The sequence below is a fragment of the Streptomyces sp. NPDC044003 genome (assembly GCF_056435185.1).
Window position 1 is genome coordinate 69,951 of record NZ_JBWKFA010000011.1, and the last position, 20,392, is coordinate 90,342.

General features: G+C 74.3%; 17 protein-coding genes and 1 pseudogene. 11 read left to right on the forward strand and 7 right to left on the reverse strand.

Annotation, left to right across the window (positions count from 1 at the left end):
• The first annotated feature begins 29 nt into the window (after window positions 1-29).
• The 3 genes from AC07AW_RS33430 to AC07AW_RS33440 all read left to right on the forward strand — a co-directional run bounded on the left by AC07AW_RS33430 (window position 30) and on the right by AC07AW_RS33440 (window position 2,753).
• A complete protein-coding gene (locus AC07AW_RS33430) occupies window positions 30-752 on the forward strand; it encodes a (2Fe-2S)-binding protein (protein ID WP_478819224.1) in 723 nt (240 codons plus the stop codon).
• A 60-nt stretch (window positions 753-812) separates the two neighbouring features.
• Entirely contained in the window at window positions 813-2,297 is a 1,485-nt protein-coding gene (locus AC07AW_RS33435; protein ID WP_478819225.1) for an SDR family NAD(P)-dependent oxidoreductase, read from the forward strand.
• Window positions 2,298-2,582: 285 nt separating this feature from the next.
• Window positions 2,583-2,753: a hypothetical protein gene (locus AC07AW_RS33440; RefSeq protein ID WP_329853465.1), complete on the forward strand. Its 171-nt coding sequence runs from the start codon at window positions 2,583-2,585 to the stop codon at window positions 2,751-2,753.
• A gap of 58 nt (window positions 2,754-2,811) precedes the next feature.
• Here the strand turns inward: AC07AW_RS33440 and AC07AW_RS33445 are convergent, their stop codons facing one another.
• From AC07AW_RS33445 to AC07AW_RS33455, 3 genes are read right to left on the reverse strand one after another with little or no spacing between them, the layout of a single operon-like run.
• Entirely contained in the window at window positions 2,812-4,239 is a 1,428-nt protein-coding gene (locus AC07AW_RS33445; protein WP_478819226.1) for a lipase maturation factor family protein, read from the reverse strand.
• A 22-nt stretch (window positions 4,240-4,261) separates the two neighbouring features.
• The gene (locus AC07AW_RS33450) at window positions 4,262-4,813 is read right to left on the reverse strand and encodes a DUF1990 family protein (protein WP_478819227.1); all 552 of its coding nucleotides are present in this window, start codon (window positions 4,811-4,813) and stop codon (window positions 4,262-4,264) included.
• Complete coding sequence (locus AC07AW_RS33455; protein WP_478819355.1) at window positions 4,810-5,688, reverse strand: YndJ family protein; 879 nt, start codon at window positions 5,686-5,688, stop codon at window positions 4,810-4,812. The genes AC07AW_RS33450 and AC07AW_RS33455 overlap by 4 nt, the downstream gene beginning before the upstream one ends.
• A 202-nt stretch (window positions 5,689-5,890) precedes the next feature.
• Here AC07AW_RS33455 and AC07AW_RS33460 point away from each other — a divergent pair, with 202 nt between their 5' ends.
• The 3 genes from AC07AW_RS33460 (at window position 5,891) to AC07AW_RS33470 (ending at window position 10,651) form a co-directional block, all read left to right on the forward strand.
• Window positions 5,891-7,045, forward strand: a complete 1,155-nt coding sequence (locus AC07AW_RS33460) for a DUF6777 domain-containing protein (RefSeq protein WP_478819228.1) — start codon at window positions 5,891-5,893, stop codon at window positions 7,043-7,045.
• Window positions 7,046-7,202: 157 nt separating this feature from the next.
• Complete coding sequence (locus tag AC07AW_RS33465) at window positions 7,203-9,182, forward strand: SpoIIE family protein phosphatase (protein WP_478819356.1); 1,980 nt, start codon at window positions 7,203-7,205, stop codon at window positions 9,180-9,182.
• Between the two features lie 98 nt (window positions 9,183-9,280).
• Window positions 9,281-10,651: a wax ester/triacylglycerol synthase family O-acyltransferase gene (locus AC07AW_RS33470; protein WP_478819229.1), complete on the forward strand. Its 1,371-nt coding sequence runs from the start codon at window positions 9,281-9,283 to the stop codon at window positions 10,649-10,651.
• Here AC07AW_RS33470 and AC07AW_RS33475 read toward each other — a convergent pair.
• The 3 genes from AC07AW_RS33475 to AC07AW_RS33485 all read right to left on the reverse strand — a co-directional run bounded on the left by AC07AW_RS33475 (window position 10,635) and on the right by AC07AW_RS33485 (window position 14,508).
• The gene (locus tag AC07AW_RS33475; RefSeq protein ID WP_478819230.1) at window positions 10,635-12,275 is read right to left on the reverse strand and encodes an alpha/beta hydrolase; all 1,641 of its coding nucleotides are present in this window, start codon (window positions 12,273-12,275) and stop codon (window positions 10,635-10,637) included. The two genes, AC07AW_RS33470 and AC07AW_RS33475, sit on opposite strands and share 17 nt — an antisense overlap.
• A 227-nt stretch (window positions 12,276-12,502) precedes the next feature.
• Window positions 12,503-13,831, reverse strand: coding sequence for a sensor histidine kinase (locus AC07AW_RS33480; protein WP_478819231.1), 1,329 nt, complete (start codon window positions 13,829-13,831; stop codon window positions 12,503-12,505).
• A complete protein-coding gene (locus AC07AW_RS33485; RefSeq protein ID WP_478819232.1) occupies window positions 13,828-14,508 on the reverse strand; it encodes a response regulator transcription factor in 681 nt (226 codons plus the stop codon). Before AC07AW_RS33485 ends, AC07AW_RS33480 begins: the two co-directional genes overlap by 4 nt.
• 60 nt (window positions 14,509-14,568) lie before the next feature.
• On the opposite strand from AC07AW_RS33485, the gene AC07AW_RS33490 reads away from it, so the two are divergent.
• The 5 genes and pseudogenes from AC07AW_RS33490 to AC07AW_RS33510 all read left to right on the forward strand — a co-directional run bounded on the left by AC07AW_RS33490 (window position 14,569) and on the right by AC07AW_RS33510 (window position 19,821).
• Window positions 14,569-15,441, forward strand: a complete 873-nt coding sequence (locus AC07AW_RS33490; protein ID WP_478819233.1) for an Fpg/Nei family DNA glycosylase — start codon at window positions 14,569-14,571, stop codon at window positions 15,439-15,441.
• Window positions 15,442-15,451: 10 nt separating this feature from the next.
• A complete protein-coding gene (locus AC07AW_RS33495; RefSeq protein ID WP_478819234.1) occupies window positions 15,452-16,204 on the forward strand; it encodes a LytR/AlgR family response regulator transcription factor in 753 nt (250 codons plus the stop codon).
• A 77-nt stretch (window positions 16,205-16,281) separates the two neighbouring features.
• Window positions 16,282-16,662 (forward strand): annotated as a pseudogene (locus tag AC07AW_RS33500) (hypothetical protein); the annotation flags it as partial.
• A gap of 151 nt (window positions 16,663-16,813) precedes the next feature.
• Window positions 16,814-18,547: a sodium/solute symporter gene (locus AC07AW_RS33505; RefSeq protein ID WP_478819235.1), complete on the forward strand. Its 1,734-nt coding sequence runs from the start codon at window positions 16,814-16,816 to the stop codon at window positions 18,545-18,547.
• 65 nt (window positions 18,548-18,612) lie between these two features.
• The gene (locus AC07AW_RS33510; RefSeq protein ID WP_478819236.1) at window positions 18,613-19,821 is read left to right on the forward strand and encodes a histidine kinase; all 1,209 of its coding nucleotides are present in this window, start codon (window positions 18,613-18,615) and stop codon (window positions 19,819-19,821) included.
• A 14-nt stretch (window positions 19,822-19,835) separates the two neighbouring features.
• Here the strand turns inward: AC07AW_RS33510 and AC07AW_RS33515 are convergent, their stop codons facing one another.
• Window positions 19,836-20,333 carry a hypothetical protein gene (locus AC07AW_RS33515; protein ID WP_478819237.1) on the reverse strand — a complete coding sequence of 166 codons (498 nt, stop codon included), beginning with the start codon at window positions 20,331-20,333 and terminating at the stop codon, window positions 19,836-19,838.
• Window positions 20,334-20,392 lie beyond the last annotated feature (59 nt).

Here is a 20,392-nt window from a genome sequence, read left to right on the forward strand (position 1 = left end):
ACAGGATCTGCGGGCGGGGGCGTACGGAAATGGATCTCGGCGCGAGCGGCGACGACGGATCGCCGGGCGGCTTCTTCGTCCTGCGGACCACCGCCCCGGCGACCGGCGGCGCGCACCGTCCGCTCGCCCGCCTGTACGCGGGGGAGTACGGCCCCCTCACCGCGCGCGTGGACCACGTCACCGCCCGGCTCGGCGCCCCCGAGCGGCGTGTCGGGGCCTCCGTCGCCCACCTCGGGCTCGCCGCCCGGCTCTGGTCCACCGCCCTCGGTCCCGCCGCGCTCCACGGCCGCTTCCCGGCCCTCGACCCCACCGGGCTGTACTGGGACGGGTCGCTGACCGCACCCGACGACCTGTGGTGGGCCGGCACCGAGACCCGCCCCGGGACCGTGGACGAGCTGCGCGCGGCCGTCGTCGACGCCCATCTCGTCCCGCTGCACGCGGCACTGCGCCGCGACGGGAACATCTCCCCGCGGCTCCTCTGGGGCAACGCCGGCTCGGCCCTCGCCGGCGCCCTGCGCGAGCTGACCCGCTGGGCGCGCGCCCACGGGCGTCCGGAGGCGGCCGAGCGGGCCGCCGCCCTGGTCTCCGGGCTCCTGGACCACCCGGACCTGGCGGGGACGGTCCGCGGCCCCCGGCTGCGGCGTACGAGCTGCTGCCTGTACTACCGCGCCCCGGGGGCGGGGCTGTGCGGCGACTGTGTCTTCGACCACGCCCCCCGAACGGGTTTGGAGGCGCGGCCCCCCGCTCCGTAAAGTTGGGTCTTTGAATGCCCGCGAGCGGCGACGTACGAGCGAACGAGGAACCCGAAGGCCATGACGGTGACCGAAGAAACCCAGGAATACGGGCCGGGTATCGACCCCGAGCGCCTGGCCGTCTGCCTGAGCGTCCTCGACGAGCTCGACAAGATAGACGTCGACCACCCGGACGCGATCACCGTCCGGCGTGCCACCGCCGGGATCTACCGGACCGTGAAGCAGCGCCGCCGCCAGGAGCGCCGGGCCGCGAAGACCGCGAACGACAAGGCGGTCACCGAGGCCACGGCCACCGGCTCCGCGCAGCGCATCGACGACGAGACCGAGGGCCTGCTGCCCACCTCGGTCACCGAGGAGGGGCGGATCGCGGGGATACTCCAGCGTCCGCGCTCCTGCTACGTCTGCAAGGCGCGGTTCGTCGAGGTCGACTACTTCTACCACCAGCTCTGCCAGCCGTGCGCGGCGCTGAACCGGGCCAAGCGCGACGCCAGTGCCGACCTCACCGGCAAGCGCGCGCTGCTCACCGGTGGCCGGGCCAAGATCGGCATGTACATCGCGCTGCGGCTGCTGCGCGACGGCGCCCACACCACCATCACCACCCGCTTCCCCAAGGACGCCATCCGCCGCTTCAAGGCGATGGAGGACTCCGCGGACTGGATGCACCGCCTGGAGGTCGTCGGCATCGACCTGCGCGACCCCGCCCAGGCCGTCGCGCTCGCCGACCAGATGACCGAGGCCGGCGCGCTCGACATCCTCATCAACAACGCGACGCAGACCGTGCGCCGGCTGCCCTCCGCGTACGCCGCGCTCGTCGACGGCGAGACGGCTCCGCTGCCCGCCGGCGAGCTGCCCGCGCACCACGTCATCGGCGCGTTCAACTCGGGCGCGGTCGGCGAGCTCGTCGGATCGTCCGAGCTGCCCGTCGGCGTGCGCGACCTGGAGGCGCAGCAGGTCGCCGACCTCGCCCTGGTCGCGGGCAACGCCAGCCTCGCCCGGCACCTCGACGGCACCGCCATCGACGCGGGCGGCCTCGTGCCCGACGTCGTCGAGTCCAACACCTGGGTGCAGAGCATCGAGCAGATCTCCCCGGTGGAGCTCCTCGAGACGCAGCTGTGCAACTACACGGCGCCGTTCATCCTGATCAGCAAGTTGCGGCCGGTGATGGCCGAGGCGGCGAAGAAGGCGGCCAGCGGCCGTGCCTACGTCGTGAACGTGTCGGCGATGGAGGGTGTCTTCAGCCGCGGCTACAAGGGCGCCGGCCACCCGAACACCAACGCCGCGAAGGCCGCGATGAACATGGTGACGCGGACCAGCGGCCAGGAGATGTTCGAGACCGACGGCATCCTCATGACCTCGGTCGACACCGGCTGGATCACCGACGAGCGCCCGCACTACGACAAGCTGCGCCTCGCCGAGGCCGGTTTCCACGCCCCGCTGGACCTCGTCGACGGCGCGGCCCGGGTGTACGACCCGGTCGTGCGCGGCGAGGCGGGCGAGGACCTGTACGGCTGCTTCCTGAAGGACTACGCCCCCGCCAACTGGTAGGCCCCGCCGTACCGCGTGTCCCGCGGTCCTGACAAGAGCGCCCCACCGGCCTGGTGGGGCGTTTTTCGGCTCCGTTCACTCGATCGCATCACACTTTGGAGCCCGGTAGAGCGCGGGCGTGCTCATTTGGTTAATGTGAGGCACACGGTTGGCCACCGAGGAGACACACATTCCTCACGGCCTTCCTGGGACTGGCCTGCCACCAAGGCCGCGGTCCCGCCACCAACGGCGCCACCGCGACCGCCCGGCACTTGTTCCCATTGACGCGACACAAAGGAGTGCGCGGTGACACCCGAACTGACGAAGCAGGAACCGCGGCCGGCCGAACGCAACGAGCGGCCCCGCCGCAAGGGCGAGCTGGGCAGCCTCGACGTGTGGGCCCACGCGGCCCCGATCCGGCTCGCGGGTTACGAGGAGGACCTCGCCGAGCCCCACATCCTGCCCGGCATCGACTGATCCCTGTGCTTCACCCCGGGTGCCCCCGGCCGTTCGCGGTCCGGGGGCACCGGTGCGTTCAGCGGGAGGTGCCGCTCGGTTCCCGCAGGCGGATCGGCGGCAGGTACTCCCGTACCAGCGTCCGGTGCCACCAGGCCCCGGTCTCCCGGAGCTCGCGCCAGGTCGTGTACCGGTAGCGGTAGAGCCGGGCGCGGACGAGGGCCGGCGGCGCGTCCGGGAACGGATTGTGGGCGAGCAGCCGCAGGGTGTCCCGGTCGTTGTCGAGCAGCCGCTCGACGAAGGGCCCGAACCACTCGCGCGCGTACCCGGGGGAGAGCGCGGCGAACCACATCAGCCAGTCGAGCCGGAGGTGGTACGGGGCGAACTGCCGGGGCAGTCGGCGCGGATCGCCCGGCTTGCCCTTGAAGCCGTACTCCCGCCACACCGTGCCCGGATGCGGCACCGGCTCGTCGGTGCCCTCGATGACGATCTCGTCCCGGATCCGGCCGACGGTGCCGAAGGCGCCGTAGCTGTTGACCAGGTGGTACGGGTCGTACGAGCGGTTCATCGCCTGGTGCTTGGAGAGCAGGTTGCGCGCCGGGCGGTAGCTCCGTACCAGGACGGAGGCGGTCACCGCGACCACCACGACCACGTACCAGAGCGGCGGATCCGGCTGGGGGTGCTCGCCGACGACCGGGGAGGCGTCCACGACGGAGAGCGCGAGCACGATCGTGAGCCAGTTCAGCCAGGCGAAGTTGCCAGAGAGCACGAGCCACAGTTGGGTCGCCACCATCAGTCCGGCCGCGACCGTGGCCACCGGCTGCGGGGCGAAGATCAGGAACGGGACGACCAGCTGGACGAAGTGGTTGGCGGCCACCTCCACCCGGTGCAGCGGGCGGGGCAGGTGGTGGAAGAACCAGCTCAGCGGGCCGGGCATCGGCTGGGTCTCGTGGTGGTGGTAGAGGCAGGTCAGGTTCCGCCAGCAGGGATCGCCGCGGATCTTGATGAGCCCGGCGCCGAACTCGACCCGGAAGAGCAGCCAGCGCAGCAGGAACAGGACGAGGACGGGCGGGCCGGTGTCGTCGTTGCCGAGGAAGACGGCGAGCATCCCGGTCTCCAGGAGCAGCGACTCCCAGCCGAAGGAGTACCAGGTCTGGCCCACGTTCACGATCGACAGGTACAGCCCCCAGAGGACCAGCCAGAGCAGCATCGAGACCGGCAGCGGCACGGCGTCCCCGGCGCCCGCGACGAGCGCGAGCGCGAGGGCGGCGCCGGACCAGGAGACGGTCGCGAAGAGGCGGTCGGAGTAGCGCCAGTGGAACAGCGAGGGGGTGTGGCGCGGGCGGGTCCGGCGCACGTACTCCGGTACGGGGAGCATGCCGCGCTCGCCGATCAGCGCCCGGAACTGGAGGGCTGCCGACAGGAACGCCACGCAGTACAGCCCGGCGAGGCCCCGCTGGAAGACGATCCGGCTCAGCCACAGGTCGGGTGCGGTGAACCACTCCATCGCTACCAGTATCGGCCCGGGATCACGTCCTGACGAGACGCGCGAGGGTCCGGCCGAGGCGGCGGGCGTACGCGTGCTGGAGCCGTGGGACCACGGGCCCGGCGAGCCGGGTGTACCAGGTGGCGGGCCGGCTGAAGGCGGTGACCGTGAAGCGGACCGCGCCGTCCGGCTCGAGCGTGACGACGAAGGACTCCTCGCCGCACTCCGCGTGCCCGGTCAGGGTGCCGTAGGCGAAGCCGATGCGGTCCTCCTCGTACGCCGTCCAGATCACCGAGCAGGGGACGCCGAACCGGAGCGGGCCGGCGCCCAGCGACACCTCCAGGCGGACGCCGGGCTCGGCCCGGTCGGCGTCGGCGTGGACGCCCGCCCCGGAGGCGCGGTGCATCCGCCAGGTGGTGACGGCCGCCCCGGCCGTCTCGAAGGCGGCCCTGCCGTGGCCGACGACCGTGCTGTGCCGCAGATGGTGGTAGCCGGCGGGGAGGGCTTCGGGGGTGCGGGTGGCGCCGACCTCGGGGTAGCTGAGGCCCGGTCGGCGGTGGGCGGGCCGGGAGAGGCTGTTCAGCAGGCGGGTCATACCGGGAGCTCCGTTCGCGGGCGGGTCGGGCGGGTCGGGCGGGTCGGGATCGTGCGGTCGGTCCGCAGGCGGCGCCGGGCGAGGAGCGCGCAGACGGCGAAGCCGAGGGCGTTGCCCAGGCCGTGCGTGGCGGCCGTCCAGGTCAGGGAGAGGTGCGGGAGCCCGGTCGCCTCGCCGAGCGCCCAGCTGAGCGCGAGCAGCATGGTGACGACGAGGACCAGGGCCGAGACGGCGAGGAGGCCCCGGGTGAACCGGTCGGCGGCGAGCTCGCGGCGCTCGCGCAGGGTCAGCACGGAGACCGCGGCCATGCCGGCCGTCAGGACGACGGCCCCCGCGAGTTCGGCCCAGTCGTCGACGAAGTAGCCGAGCAGGACGAGCAGGGTGCCGGCGGGGACGCTGAGCGCGGCCATGCGGGCGGCGGGACCGTCGGAGGTACGGCTGACGAGCCCGGCGACCAGGGCCGCGGCGAAGCCGGCGAAGTGGAAGTGCGGGACGGTCAGCGCGAGGAGGTCCAGGTCGAAGCCGAACAGCGGGTACGAGGCCCGCTCGGCGACGAGCGCCAGACCGGCGACGGACGGCGCCACCAGGGCGGAGAGGACGGCGATCTCGCTCGGCCGGAGCGAGCGGGTCAGCATCAGCCGGGCGGGGGCCTGGAGCGCGAGCGCCAGGGTGGCGAGGGCGTAGACGGCGGCGAGGGCGGTGGAGAGTCCGGACCGTGGCAGCCAGAGAGCCAGGGCTCCCGGGACGGCGAGCAGGGGCCAGGCGCGCCGGAGCGGCTCCCAGGCCGGTGGCCGGGGGCCGTCGAGGAGCGAGAGCCCCGTCGGTACGACCCAGAACATGCCGATCATCACGACCGAACTCACCAGGACCGACAGCACGGTCATACGCCAGCACCCCCACTTGAACATGTTCAACCGGCGAGTCGAGCGTAGGGCCTTTCTTGAACGTGTTCAAGTCTTCGGTCGGCGAACCCGGTCGGCTGCGCTCCGCTTGCGGGCCCGCACGCACTGCGACAGACATGAGGGACTGGCCGCAAACCGGGCGCCGGGCCCGGAGAGAGAAAGTCGGGAGAACCAGGTGCGCTCATCCCTCCGCCGGACGCGGCGAACCGGTCTCGCCGCCGCGCCGCTCGTCTCCGCCCTGCTGCTCACGGGCTGCTCCTCCGTGTGGGAGGGCGCCGCCGGCGAACCGGCCGCGGCCCCCGTCCAGGAGGACGTCTTCCTCCAGCCGCTCGGCGCCCACGGCCCCGACCCCTTCACCGAATCCACCGTCCGGAACACCGCACCGCCCGCCGCCCCCAACCGGCAGCCGGACGAGGCCACCGAACAGGTCCGCGAGGTCACCGGCTCCACCCCCGGCCTCTACGGCGGCACGCGCGCGGTCGGCAGCTGCGACGTCGAACGGCAGGTCGCCCTCCTGGCCGCGGACCGGAAGAAGGCACACGCCTTCGCCGAAGCCGCCGGCATCCCCGAGTCCCATCTCACCGACTGGCTCCGCGGGCTCACCCCGGTCGCCCTGCGCGCCGACACCCGCGTCACGAACCACGGCTACCGGGAGGGCAAGCCCCGCGCCTTCCAGGCCGTCCTGCAGACCGGTACGTCGGTCCTCGTCGACCAGTACGGCGCCCCGCGCGTCCGCTGCGCCTGCGGCAACCCGCTCCGCAGCCCCGCCGCCGACCGGAGCGGCATCCACCAGGGCGAGGCCTGGGACGGCTTCGACCCCGACCGCGTGATCACCGTCCGCCCCACCAGCTCCGTCGTCACCAGCCTGGTCATCGTGAACACCACCGACCACACCTGGATCGAGCGGCAGACCGGCACCGACGGGGCCGAGGACCGGAAGCCCGACGTGGAGCCGGCCTGCGACCCCGACACCTGCGCCCTCGCCGGTACCGGCACGCCCGACCCGACCGCCCCCGGCCACCCCATCTCCCCGGACCCCGCCTCCCCGGCGCCCGTGCCGCCCCCGCCCGGCTCCCCGGACCCCCTCCGGCCCGCCCCCACGACCCCGCGCCAGGACGTCCCCGACCCGTCCGGGACAGGCGGCACCGGCACCGATCCGACGGCGCCGACCGCCCCCGATCCCTCCGCGGAGCCGTACCCCGACCCGTACACCGAACCCCTCCCCGACCCGTTCGCGGAACCCCCCACCGTCCCCGACGGCGAACTGCCGCCCGACGAGCTCTTCCCGGCCGGTGCGGTGCCCGACCAGCCGGAGACCTTCCAAGGGTGAAACGGATCTTCCTGGTGCGGCCGGGCGGGGCTGCGCCTAGCGTGGCCCCATGAATGCGGGCAGCGGGGGCGGGGAGGCGATCGCGCGGCTCGGCCGTGCGCCGGAGGGGCCGGGGACCGGCACGCGGATCCTGGCCGACTACGGCTCCGTCTTCCGGATGGGCGGCTTCGACTGGGACCTGCTCACCGGCACCATGGCCATGGACGACGCCGCCCTCGACGTCTTCGACATGGACCCCGACGAGTACGACGGGCGGCCCGATAGCCTGGGCCCGCGGGTGCTGCCGGACGAGGGCCGCCGGCTCGACACCCTGGTGGCCCAGGCGCTCAAGGACGGCAGCGAGCAGTACGGCGCGTACTTCCGCATCCGGCGCCGCGACGGCAGCCACCAGTGGACGCACACCCAGGGCCTCGTCCACCGCGACGACACCGGCCGGCCCGTCCGCATCGTCGGCGTCCTGCGCGACGCCACCCATGAACTCACGGAGTCCGCGGCCCGGCTCGGCCTCGACGAAGGGCGCAGAAAGCGCGCCGGGGTCGTCGAGGGCACCACGGCGGCCCTCGCCTACGCCCGGACCGTGCAGGACGTCATCGACCTGCTCAACGACTCGCACGCGCTCGAACACTTCGGCGCGGCCAGTCTCGTCATGGGCCTCCTCGAAGCCGGGCGCATCCATCTCGTCGCCGAGGGGCCCGACGGCGCCTTCGTCCCCGGCACCCGGTTCACCCGGGTGGACGAGCCGTACCCGATGAGCGAGGTCATCAGGACCCTGCGCCCCCGGTTCATCGACTCGGCCCGGGACTTCGCCGACTCCTTCCCGGTGCTCTGGCCGCACATCAGCGGCCTCGGCATCACCGCCGCCGCCTATCTGCCGCTCATCGCCCAGGCCCGACCCATCGGCGCGCTCGGCCTGCTCTACAGCGACAAGACCGGCTTCAGCGAGGACGAGCGGACCCTGCTCGTCGCCCTCGGCAGCAGCATCGCCCAGAGCCTCCAGCGGGCCATGCTCTACGAGCAGGAGCACGACCTCGCCGAAGGGCTCCAGCAGGCGATGCTGCCGCGCCGGATCCCCGAGGTGCCCGGCGCACAGACGGCCGTCCGCTACCGCTCCGCCCGCCTCGGCCGGGACATCGGCGGCGACTGGTACGACGTCATCGCACTGCCCGGCGGCCGGGTCGGCTGCGTCATCGGTGACGTGCAGGGCCACGACACCCACGCGGCGGCCGTCATGGGCCAGCTGCGGATCGTGCTGCGCGCCTACGCCGCCGAGGGCCACCCCCCGGCGACGGTCATGGCCCGGGCCTCCGTCTTCCTGCACGAACTCGACACCGAACGCTTCGCCACCTGCACCTACGCGGAGGTCGACCTCAACACCGGGGTCGTGCAGGTGGTGCGCGCCGGCCATGTCGACCCGCTGATCCGGGAAGTCGACGGGCGCTGCCGCAGACTCCCGGTGGAGGGCGGTCTCCCGCTCGGGCTCTCCGCGGAGTTCGGCCGCCTCGACTATCCGGTGACCACCCTGGAGCTGGACCCCGGCCAGACGCTGATGCTCTACACCGACGGGCTCGTGGAGAAACCCGGCGCCGACCTCGACGAGGGCCTCCAGTGGCTCTCCTCGCTCGTCCGGCGCGGCCCCGCCGACCTCCAGCACCTCGCCGACCACCTGTGCGACGTCGTCGCCGAGCGGGGCGGCGAGGACGACGTCGCGATCCTGCTGCTGCGCCGCCACGGCGCGTACCACCCGCAGGGCACCGGCCGCTTCCAGCAGCACGTCGCCCAGAACGACCCGGAGGCGCTGAGCTCCGCCCGGCACATGATCCGGGCCGCCGTCCGGGCCTGGGGAGCGGGGGAGCGCGCCGACGAGATCGAACTGGTCGCCGACGAGCTGATGACCAACGCCCTGATGCACACCGACGGCGGGGCGATCGTGACCCTGCGGATCCTCACCGGGCCCCCGCGGAGGCTGCGGGTGGAGGTGGAGGACCGGTCCAGCGCCCTGCCCCGGCGCCGCGAGGCCGGGGACGCGGGCGTGTCCGGTCGCGGGCTGCTCCTGGTCGACCGGCTCTCCGACGCGTGGGGCGTGGAGCCACGGGGCGGCGGCAAGTGCGTGTGGTGCGAGTTCACCGTGGAGCGCTGAACTTGTTAACTGAGCGTGAACTGATCGTACTTGACCGTAACTGACGGTACGCGATTGACTTCGGCCACCGGTCTCACCGCGCAGGACAAGAGGACAATGTGAGCAGCGAGCTACTGGCACCCCTGGACCTGGCCTTCTGGCACCTCGAATCCACCGAACACCCCCTGCACCTCGGGGCCCTTGCCCACTTCGGACCCCCGCCCACCACCGCCGGGAACGAACCGGCCGACATCCTCGGACTCCTCGCCCGGCGCGCCGCGGCCGTCCCCCGCCTCCGGATGCGCGTCCGCGACGTCCTGTTCCCCGTCGGCGGCGCCGCCTGGAGCGCCGACCCCGACTTCGACGTACGCCGGCACGTCCACGAGATCACCCTCCCCGGCACCGACTTCCCCGCCGAGACCGCCCGGCTCGCCGCCGAACTCATGGAACGCCCCGTCGCCCGAGGCCTCCCGCCCTGGGAGATGTACCTGCTCAGCGGCGCCCCCGACGGCTCCTTCGCCGTCCTCGTCAAACTCCACCACGCCCTCGCCGACGGCATGCGGGCCGTCGCCATCGGGGCCGGGATCTTCGACGAGATCGCCGCGGGACGACGCCCCTCGGGCCGCGCCCGCCCCGTCCCCCCGCGCTCCTGGCTCCCCGGCCCCGGCCGCCTCCTCGGCATCGCCCGGGACCGCCTCGGCGACCTCGGCCGGGCCGTCGAGGTCGGCGCCTCGGTCCTCGGCTCCTCCGTCGCCCGCGCGGGCCGCCTCGACCCGCGCCCCACCACCCCGCTCGCCGCCGACTCCAGCGGCACCCGCCGGATCGCCACCGCCACCCTGCCCCTCGACCGCGTCCACCGGATCCGCCGCACCACCGGCGGCACCGCCAACGACGTCCTCCTCGCACTCGTCGCCGGGGCCCTGCGCCGCTGGTTCGACGGACGCGACCAGCCCATGCCCGACGCCGACCCCCGGGCGCTCGTCCCCGTCTCCCGCCGCCGCCCCGGCGGCCCGGCCGGACCCGGGAACAGCCTCTCCGGCTACCTCCTCGACCTGCCGGTCACCGAACCCGACCCGGCCGCCCGGCTCGCCGCCGTCCGAACCGCCATGGACCGCAACAAGGCCGCCGGACCCTTCCGGGGAGCGGGTGCCGTCGCCCTCCTCGCCGACCAACTGCACCCGCTCGCCCACCGCTTCGGCGCCCCCCTCGCCGCCGGAGCCGCCCGGCTCCTCTTCGACCTCCTGATCACCCAGGTGCCGCTGCCGCGCTCCGCGCTCTCCCTCGGCGGCGCGCCGCTGCACGCGCTCTTCCCCATGGCCCCGCTCGCCCGGGGCCAGTCCCTCGCCATCGCCATGTCCCCGTACGGCGGCCGGGTCCACATCGGCCTCGTCGCCGACGGCGCGGCCGTCCCCGACCTCGCCGCGCTCGCCGCCGCGCTCACCGCCGAACTCGACCTGCTCGACCCGCCGGACGCTACGGCGCGCACGTAGTGCCGGGACGCACCTTCGTGAGCGAGACCAGGTACGCCTCGACCTTCTCGTCGACACAGGCGTCGCGGCCGTACCCGGTGTGACCGGGGGCCCGGAAGGACAGCAGCATGCCGCCCGGGAACTGGCGCGCCAGGCTCACCGCCTCCTCGTACGGCGTCGCCGGATCGCCCTCCGTGCCCACGACGAGGACCGGCGGGACGCCCGCCGCCCGCACCCGGTGCGGGCGCTGGGTGCCGGCCGGCCAGTCCTTGCAGACCAGCTCGCTCGTCACACCGGACGTGCCGTACACCCCCGCGGCCTTGTCGGCGGGGGCCAGTGCGTCCCAGTAGGCCTGTGCGTCGTGGGGGTGGGGGACGTCGAGGCAGTTGACCGCGATGAGGGCCGCCTCGCTGTTGTCCTCGGGAACGTCGCTCGCGGGGGCTTCGGGGGCTTCGGGGGAGCCTTCCGCGGAGTCGGAGTCGGAGTCCGTGGCTTCATCGGCATCGGCATCGGCGTCCGGCGGCTCCTCCTCGCCCGCCGCCAGGGCCGCCAGCTTCGTACCGTCCCCGTCCCCCGCCGCGCGCAGCGCCTCGGACAGGCCCTTCCACTGCGCCTCCGGCGTGTACATGGAGAGGCTGAGCGCGTCGACCAGGCCGGTCGTGTCGAGACCGTCCTCGGAGCCGTCGACCGTCAGCGGTTCGCGCCGCGTCCATTCGAAGAGCCGGTCGATCAGGGCACGTATCTCCTCGGGCGACGCGCCGGGGCAGCCCTCGCCGACGACCTCGGCGCAGGAGTCGGCGTACTCCTCGACCGCGTCCCGGAACCCCGTCGACTGGCCCAGTGCGCGCTGCCGCCAGTCCAGCGACGGGTCGACCGCGCCGTCCAGGACCATCGCCCGTACGCGGCGGGGGAACTGCTCGGCGTACGAGGTGCCCAGGCTCGTGCCGTACGACCAGCCGACGTACGTCAGCCTGCGCTCGCCGAGGGCGGCCCTCAGCACGTCCAGGTCCCGCGCCGCGTCCTCCGTCCCGACGTGCGGCAGCAGCGGGCCGCTGGCCTTCCGGCAGGCGGCGGCCTGCGCCCGGGCACCCGCGAGGGCCTCGGCGCGCTCGGTGTCCGTACGGGGGTGGAGCGGTGTCTCGTCCGCGGCCTCGGTCCCGCCCGCGGTGCGACAGGTCAGGGCCGGCTTGCTCCCGCCGACACCACGGGGGTCGAAGGACACGACGTCGAACCGCTCGCGCACGCCCCGGCCGATCTCTTCGGCGACGCCGTCCCGGACGAGCTTCGCGCCGGGCTCGCCCGGGCCGCCGGGATTGAGGACGAGCGAGCCGACCCGCTTCCCCGGGAGCGCGGTGGCCGCCTTCGCCACCGGCAGCACGAAGGTCTTGCCGTCACCGGGACGGGAGTAGTCCCTGGGCACGGTGAGCGTCGCGCACTGGACGTCGCCGCAGGGCCGCCAGGCGAGCTTCTGGCCGTAGAAGCGCCGCAGGTCGGGACGGGCCGCCGGGTCGGCGACGGCCGAGGGCCGCGCCCGGTTCCCGTTGCCGTCCTGGCCGGGTCCCGCCGTGCAGGCGGCCAGGGAGGTGGTGCCGAGGACGGCGAGGGCGAGGACGAGGGCCCGGCGGCGGGCGGTGGAGCGGAACACGGAAACTCCCCTGAGTGGTCGGTCCGGGGAAGGATCACGCAAGGATGCTGAGGATTTGCTGAGGACGGTCCCTCGCGGACGTGGCCTCGGTCGGTCCGATGTCGGTCCGTCGCGGACGTGGCCTCGGTCGGTCCGATGTCGGTCCGTCGCGGACGTGGCCTCGGTCGGTCCGATGTCGGTCCGTCCCGGACGTGGCCTCGGTCGGTCCGTCGCGCACGGGGCCTCGGTCAGTCCGACGTCGGCAGCCGCAGCACGAACCGCGCCCCGCCCGCCGCCGACCGCCCCGCCGTGAGGGTCCCGCCGTGCGCGTGGGCCACCCAGGAGGCGATGGACAGACCGAGGCCGGTGGAGCCCGCTCCGCTGCGGAACCGCTCGAACAGGGCGCCCGCCACCTCCGGAGGCAGGCCGGGGCCCGCGTCCTCGACCGTCAGCGTGCCGTCCCCGCCCACAGTGAGCAGCACGTCCGCCGGAGCACCCGGCGCGTGGCCGTGCGCCAGCGCGTTGTCCAGCAGATTGCCGACGGCCCGGCGTACGAGATCGGGGTCGGCGACCACGACCGTCTCCTCGGCCTCGACCCGGACGCGGTGGCCCGCACCGGCGGACTCGTCGACCACGGCCTCCACCAGCTGGTCCAGACGCAGCGGCTGACGTGCCACCGCGGCCGTACCGGACATCAGGCGGGCCCGGGTGAGCAGCCCGTCGACGAGCCGGCCCATCCCCTCCGCGAGCCGCAGCGTGCGCCGGTGCACGTCCGCGCTGTCCGTCTCGCCGCGCAGCGCCGTCTCGGCGAGCGTCCGGAGCGAGGCGGCCGGGGTCCGCAGATCGTGTGCGGCATCCGCGAGGAACGCCTCCTGCCGGTCGAGCGCGGCGAGCGCGGGGCGGACCGCGCGTCCCGACAGGACGTGGCCGACCGCCGCCGACAGCAGGACGAGCACCGCGCAGCCGCCCGCCACCAGCCACACGAGCCGCCGGTGGTCGTCCTGCGGGGCGGTCGCGTCGGCCACCGTCACGAGCGCGCCCTGCGGCACCGCGTCGTCGGCCGCCTCCGGCGCGTAGAAGGGCTGCGCGAACACGCGGACCGGGTCGCCGCCCGTCGTACGCCCGTCGAAGGCCCGTACGCCGTCGGCCCGCACCGCCGCACGGCCCGCGTCCAGGACCACGGCCCGGCTCACGGTCAGACACGGCTTCGCCGGCGCGTGCTCGACCGTCAGCGCGTCCGGATCGTCCGCGTCCACGAGGAGCACGGTCAGCGGCGGGCACGCGGTGTCCACCGAGTCCGCAAGGACATCCAGGACGAGCCGCCCGTCCTCGTCGGTCTCCAGGAGCCCGAGGGCCCAGCTGGTGTCCGCGTCCATCGTGTGATCGAGCTGCTCCCGCCAGCGGCCGCTGTCGCTGCGCACGGCGAGCACGGCCATCGCGACCAGCCCCACGGCGCTGGTCAGCGCGAACAGCAGACTGATCCGCCGGCGCAGCCGCAGCACCCGGGCCGTCGGCGTGAGCGGCCGCGACCGGCCGGGCGGCCGGCTCCGCGACAGCCCGAAGCGCGCCGGCCTCACCGCGCGCCGTGGGACGGCGGCGGCGCGAGCCGGTAGCCGACCCCGCGCACCGTGTGGATCGGGGAAGGCTCCCCGAGCTTGCGGCGGAGCTGGGAGACGAGGACCTCCAGGACGTTCGACTGCGGTTCGGCCATCTCGTCCCAGCAGCTCTCGATCAGCTCGGCGCGGGAGACCGCCTGGTCGGAGCGGGCCGCGAGGACCTCGAGGACCGCGAACTCCCGGCTCGTGAGCGTGAGCAGCACCCCGGCGCGGCGCACGTGCCGGCGGGCGGTGTCGATCTCCAGATCGCCGACGCGGTGCACCGGCGGCCGTACAACCGCCGACCGGCGGCACAGGCTGCGCACCCGGGCGACCAGCTCGGGCACGGCGAACGGCTTGACGAGGTAGTCGTCCCCGCCGCTCGCGAAGCCCTCCACCCGGTCCGCCACCGTGTCCCGCGCGGTCAGGAAAAGGACCGGCACGTGACGCCCGGAGCGCCGCAACCCGTCGACATAGGCGGCGGCGTCCCCGGACGGCAGCATCCGGTCGAAGACCGCGCAGTCGTACGCAGTGACGAACAGCGCCTCGTCGGCCCGGGGCAGATCGGCGGCCTCGTCGACGGCGAGCCCGGCGGCCCGCAGAGCGGCGGCCACCCCGAACCGGAGGTCTTCGTCGTCCTCGACGAGCAGTACACGCACGTCGCAAGCCTAGGGCCTGTCTGCCGCGCGCCCCGATCCCCGGTGCGGCAGGGTGGAGCCATGCCCGAACTCCCCGAGGTGGAAGCGCTCCGCGCGTTCCTCGACACGCACCTGGTGGGCAAGGAGATCGCCCGTGTCCTGCCCGTCGCGATCAGCGTCCTCAAGACGTACGACCCGCCGCTGAACGTCGTCGAGGGCGCCGAGTTCACCGCGGTCGGCCGGCACGGGAAGTTCCTCGACCTCACCACCGACGGAGCCGCGGGCGAACTCCACCTCCTGATCCACCTGGCCCGCGCGGGCTGGCTCCGCTGGCAGGACCCGCTGCCCTCGGGACCGCCGAAACCCGGCAGGGGCCCGCTGGCGCTGCGTACCGCCCTCACCGGAGGCGACGGCTTCGACCTCACCGAGGCCGGCACCACCAAACGCCTCGCCGTCCACCTGGTCCACGACCCCCAGGACGTGCCGGGCGTCGCCCGCCTCGGCCCCGACCCGCTCGCCGAGGACTTCGGCCCCGAGGAGTTCGCCGCCCTGCTCGCCGGGGAACGGCGCCAGATCAAGGGAGCCCTGCGCGACCAGAGCCTCATCGCCGGCATCGGCAACGCCTACAGCGACGAGATCCTGCACGCCGCCAAGATGTCCCCGTTCAAACCCACCCAGAACCTCACGCCGGAGGAGACCACGGCCCTCTGGACCGCGATGCGCACCACCCTGAGTGAGGCCGTCGAACGCTCCCACGGCCTCGCCGCCGGCAAGCTCAAGGCCGAGAAGAAGAGCGGCCTGCGCGTCCACGGCCGCACCGGCGAACCCTGCCCGGTCTGCGGCGACACCATCCACGAGGTCTCCTTCAGCGACTCCTCCCTCCAGTACTGCCCCACCTGCCAGACCGGAGGGAAGGTCCTCGCCGACCGCCGCCTGTCGAAACTCCTCAAATAGACTCCCGCGCATGCTGCGCGTACTGGCCGTCGACGACGAGGAGCCCGCCCTCGGGGAACTGCTCTACCTGCTGCGCGCCGACCCCCGCGTACGCACCGCCGAAGGCGCGGGCGACGCGACCGCGGCCCTGCGCAGGATCGGGCGCGCCCTGGAGTCGGGACCCGACGGCGACGACGCGATCGACGTCGTCTTCCTCGACATCCACATGCCCGGACTGACCGGCCTCGACGTCGCCCGGCTGCTCGCGGGCTTCGCCCGGCCCCCGCACATCGTCTTCGTCACCGCTCACGAGGGCTTCGCGCTCCAGGCCTTCGACCTGAAGGCGGTCGACTACGTCCTCAAGCCGGTCCGCCGCGAGCGGCTCGCCGAGGCCGTACGCCGCGTCCACGAGCTCGTCCACGCCACCGCCGCGCCCGCCGCCCCGGCGGCCCCCGAGCAGATCCCCGTCGAACTCGGCGGCGTGACCCGCTTCGTCCCCGTCGACGAGATCGCGTACGTCGAGGCCCACGGCGACTACGCCCGCCTCCACACCGACCAGGGCAGCCACCTCGTCCGCATCCCGATCTCCACCCTGGAGGAGCGGTGGGCGGCCCGGGGCTTCGTCCGCATCCACCGCAGCCACCTTGTCGCCCTCGACCGCATCGACGAACTCCGGCTCGACGCCGGCGCCACCTCGGTACGGATCGGCGACACCGACCTGGCCGTCAGCCGCCGCCACGCCCGCCACCTGCGAGACCTCCTGATGCGCCGGGCCGGCGGCTGATCCCCGCACCCCTACCGCGGCCCGATCCCGCTGCGTAGACTCCACGGACCCACACGACCGTGAGAGAGCGGACGCCGATGTCCGAGCACCAACCGCCGCGGCGCCCCCGGCGCGAGACCGTCACCTACGTCTCCGCCCACGGCCCGGGAGCCGTGCCCGCCCCCGCCGGGCGGCGCCCCGCCCATCCGCCGGCCCGCTCCGAGATCGACGAGCAGACCACCCTCGGGCACACCTACGTCCGCTCCCTGATGCGCAGTCAGCTCCGTGCCGCCCTCACCGCCCTCGGAGCCCTGGCGCTGCTCGTCGGCTCGCTGCCGCTGCTGCTCGCCCTGCCCGCGCCCGAGGCGCTCGTCTGGGCCGCCCTCGGATTCGGCGTGTACCCGGTCGCCTGGGCCATCGCCCACTGGTACGTCCGCCGGGCCGAGCGCAACGAGCGCGACTTCACCGGCCTCGTCGAAACCGGCTTCGGCGAAACGGGCCTCGTCGAAACCGGCTCTGTCGAAAACGGCCTCGTCGAAAACCGCCTCGTCGAAACCGGCTTCGGCGAAACCGGCCTCGTAGAAACCAGCTCCGTCGAAACCGGCTTCGGCGAACGGTGAAGTGCTCCGCGTGAACCAGACCTACGCGGTCGCGGCCGTCACCGCCGTCGTCCTCGCCACCGTCCTCATCGGCGCCCTCGGCCTGCGGATCTCCCGCACCACCTCCGACTTCTACGTCGCCTCGCGGACCGTCCGGCCGGGCCTCAACGCCGCCGCCATCAGCGGCGAGTACCTCTCCGCCGCCTCCTTCCTCGGCATCGCCGGACTCGTCCTCGTCCAGGGCCCCGCGATGCTCTGGTACCCGGTCGGCTACACCGCCGGATACCTCGTCCTGCTCGTCCTCGTCGCCGCCCCGCTGCGCCGCTCCGGGGCGTACACCCTCTCCGACTTCGCCGAGGCCCGCCTCGAATCCCCGCAGGCCCGCCGGCTCGCCAGCCTCTTCGTCGTCGGCATCGGCTGGCTGTACCTGCTGCCGCAGCTCCAGGGCGCCGGGCTCACCCTGGAGATCCTCACCGGCGCCCCCGACTGGGTCGGCGGGCTGCTCGTCGCCCTCGTCGTCACCGGCACCGTCGCCGCGGGCGGCATGCGCAGCATCACCTTCGTCCAGGCCTTCCAGTACTGGCTGAAGCTCACGGCCCTGCTCGTCCCCGCCCTCTTCCTGCTCGCCGCCTGGTACGGGGACGGGGCGCCCCGGGCCCGTTTCGACGCCCCCGCCGTGCTGCGCGGCCACACCGTCGTCAAGGTCGCCGACACGGTACGGATCGGGCTCGACGCCCCGCTCACGGTCACCGTCTCCGGCAGCGTCGACTCCGTCGCGTACACCGAACGGGCCGTCACCCTCGCCCCCGGTACGCATCACGTCCTGGGCGGCACCACGCTGTCCTTCGCCCCGGGGGCGGCGCTTCCCGAGCGGGCCGCCCGGGGTTCCGACCCCCTCGGCTGGTCCCAGCCGCTCGCCGGGGGACGCGACGGGCACCAGCTGTACGCCACGTACGGACTGATCCTCGCGACCTTCCTCGGCACCATGGGGCTGCCCCACGTCGCCGTCCGCTTCTACACCAGCCCGCACGGCCGCGCCGCCCGCCGCACGACCCTCGTCGTCCTCGGACTCGTCGGCGCCTTCTACCTGCTGCCGCCCCTGTACGGAGCCCTCGGCCGGATCTACGCCCCCGAACTCGCCCTCACCGGTTCCGCCGACGCCGCCGTCCTCGTCCTGCCGGACCGGATCCTCGGCGGTCTCCTCGGCGACCTCCTCGGCGCGCTCCTCGCGGCGGGCGCCTTCGCCGCCTTCCTCTCCACGGCCTCCGGGCTCACCATGTCGGTCGCCGGGGTCCTCACCCAGGACGTCCTGCCCTCCCGCGGCGTACGGCACTTCCGTCTCGCGACGCTGTGCGCCACCGCCGTCCCGCTCGCCGTCGGGGTGGTCGCCTCCAAGGTCCCGGTCGCCGACGCCGTCGGCCTCGCCTTCGCCGTCTCCGCCTCCTCCTTCTGCCCGCTCCTCGTCCTCGGGATCTGGTGGCGGCGGCTCACCCCGCCCGGCGCCATGGCCGGGCTCCTGTTCGGCGGCGGCTCCGCCCTCGCGGCCGTGATGGCGACCCGGGCCGGACTCGCCCCCGAGGGCTGGCCGCACACCCTGATGGCCTGGCCCGCCGTCTGGTCGGTCCCGCTGGGCTTCCTGACGATGGTGCTCGTCTCGCTCGCCACCCCCCGCCGGATCCCGCCCGGCACCCCCGCCATCCTCGCCCGGCTCCACCTCCCGGAGGAGATCACCGGCACCGTCCCGACCCAGGAGGCCCGACGATGACCGTCCGAGAGGCCCGACGATGACCGTCCGACAGGCCGGACGATGAGCGTCCGAGAGGCCCGCCGATGAGCGGCATCGCGCTCGCCGCCGCGGCCGCCGCCGGAGCCGTACTGCTCGCCGCGGGCTTCGTCCTCGGCCGGTTCGCCGCCCGGCGCGGCGGACGCACCGCCGACCCCGACCTCGGGACACCCGTCGAACGGGCCACCTTCCACACCCTGCACACCGCCTCGCTCGCCGCGCCCCCGCTGCGCGCCGGACTCACCGAGGAGACCGCGCGCAAGGCGGCCCGCACGCTCCGCTCGCTGCTCGGCACCGAGGCGCTCTGCCTCACCGACCGGGGCGCGGTCCTCGCCTGGGACGGACCCGGCGGGGACCACCACCGGGCGCACGTCCCCGAGCAGGCCGCCGAGACGCTGGCGACCGGCCGCAGCCGCTCCGCGCACAGCGGCTGCGACGACCCGGCGTGCCCGCTGCGCTGGGCGGTGATCGCCCCGCTCACCGGGGAGGACGGGGTCCTCGGCGCGCTCGTCGCCTACGGCTCGCGGGAGTCGGCCGTCCTCGTGCGGGCCGCGACCGAGGTGGCCCGCTGGGTCTCGGTCCAGCTGGAGCTGGCCGAACTGGACCGCTCGCGCACCCGGATCGTGGAGGCCGAGATCCGCGCCCTGCGCGCCCAGATCTCCCCGCACTTCATCTTCAACTCCCTCGCCGCCATCGCCTCGTTCGTCCGTACGGACCCGGAGCGGGCCAGGGAACTGCTCCTGGAGTTCGCCGACTTCACCCGCTACTCCTTCCGCAAGCACGGCGAGTTCGCCCAGCTCGCCGATGAACTGCGGTCCATCGAGCAGTACTTGGCGCTTGCCGGGGCCCGCTTCGGCGACCGGTTGAAGGTGACCCTGCAGATCGCCCCCGAGGTGCTGCCGGTGACCCTGCCGTTCCTCTGCCTCCAGCCGCTCGTGGAGAACGCCGTCAAGCACGGCCTCCAGGACCGGGAGCGGGGCTGCCGGGTCACGATCGCCGCCCGGGACGCGGGCGCCGAGGCGGTGGTGACCGTCGAGGACGACGGCATCGGCATGGACCCGGAGCGGCTGCGCGCCGTCCTGCGCGGGGAGCACCCGGCGGGCTCCGGCATCGGCCTGTCCAACGTGGACGAGCGGCTGCGCCAGGTGTACGGGGCGGAGCACGGCCTCGTCATCGAGACGGGGGTCGGCGCGGGGATGAAGGTGACGGTACGCGTGCCCAAGTACCGTCCGGGAGTGCACCCTTCGGCATCCTAGGCCCGCCGGGGCGGTCAGCGCAGGTGCAGTGACAGGTGCGCGAGCGGGAGGCCCAGCTTCCAGGCGGGGAGCCAGATCTGCTCGGTCTCGTCGACGGGGCTCTCCGGGCCGGTGCGGCTGTCGAGGTCGGCGGCGCGGATCCAGGTGTCCCGCAGCCGGCTCCAGGCGGTCCGGGCGAGCGCCAGGTCGGGTCCTGCGTCGCCGCTCGCCTGCCGTGCGGCGAGCCGTTCCTCGACCCAGGGCGGCCAGGGCCGGTCGTACGCGGTGTGCCGCAGCCACTCGTCGACCCGGCAGGCGGCCCACGCGCCGGCCGGTCCGCCCGGCTCCTCGGCGAGGTGGACGGTGAGGGCCAGGGCCTGGAGGCCGGCCCGGTACTCCAGGGAGCCGGGGGCCACGAGCGCGGCGGCCCGCAGCACCTCGTCGGCCAGGTACTCGGCGCACAGCCAGGCCATCGGGACGGCGAGGCCGCCGCCGCTGGTGCCGCCGGCGCCGTTCGTGCTCTCGGGCAGCAACGCTCCCACCTTCTCCCGGACGTGGAGGGCCCCGGACGTCAGGGGCCCGGGGGAGAGCC

Excerpts from the sequence above, each read along its gene's own strand:
- AC07AW_RS33430 (WP_478819224.1), top strand. The coding sequence starts at position 30 with ATGGATCTCGGCGCGAGCGGCGACGACGGATCGCCGGGCGGCTTCTTC.
- AC07AW_RS33435 (WP_478819225.1), top strand. The coding sequence starts at position 813 with ATGACGGTGACCGAAGAAACCCAGGAATACGGGCCGGGTATCGACCCC.
- AC07AW_RS33445 (WP_478819226.1), bottom strand. The coding sequence starts at position 4,239 with ATGGAGTGGTTCACCGCACCCGACCTGTGGCTGAGCCGGATCGTCTTC.
- AC07AW_RS33450 (WP_478819227.1), bottom strand. The coding sequence starts at position 4,813 with ATGACCCGCCTGCTGAACAGCCTCTCCCGGCCCGCCCACCGCCGACCG.
- AC07AW_RS33465 (WP_478819356.1), top strand. The coding sequence starts at position 7,203 with ATGGGCGGCTTCGACTGGGACCTGCTCACCGGCACCATGGCCATGGAC.
- AC07AW_RS33490 (WP_478819233.1), top strand. The coding sequence starts at position 14,569 with ATGCCCGAACTCCCCGAGGTGGAAGCGCTCCGCGCGTTCCTCGACACG.
- AC07AW_RS33495 (WP_478819234.1), top strand. The coding sequence starts at position 15,452 with ATGCTGCGCGTACTGGCCGTCGACGACGAGGAGCCCGCCCTCGGGGAA.
- AC07AW_RS33510 (WP_478819236.1), top strand. The coding sequence starts at position 18,613 with ATGAGCGGCATCGCGCTCGCCGCCGCGGCCGCCGCCGGAGCCGTACTG.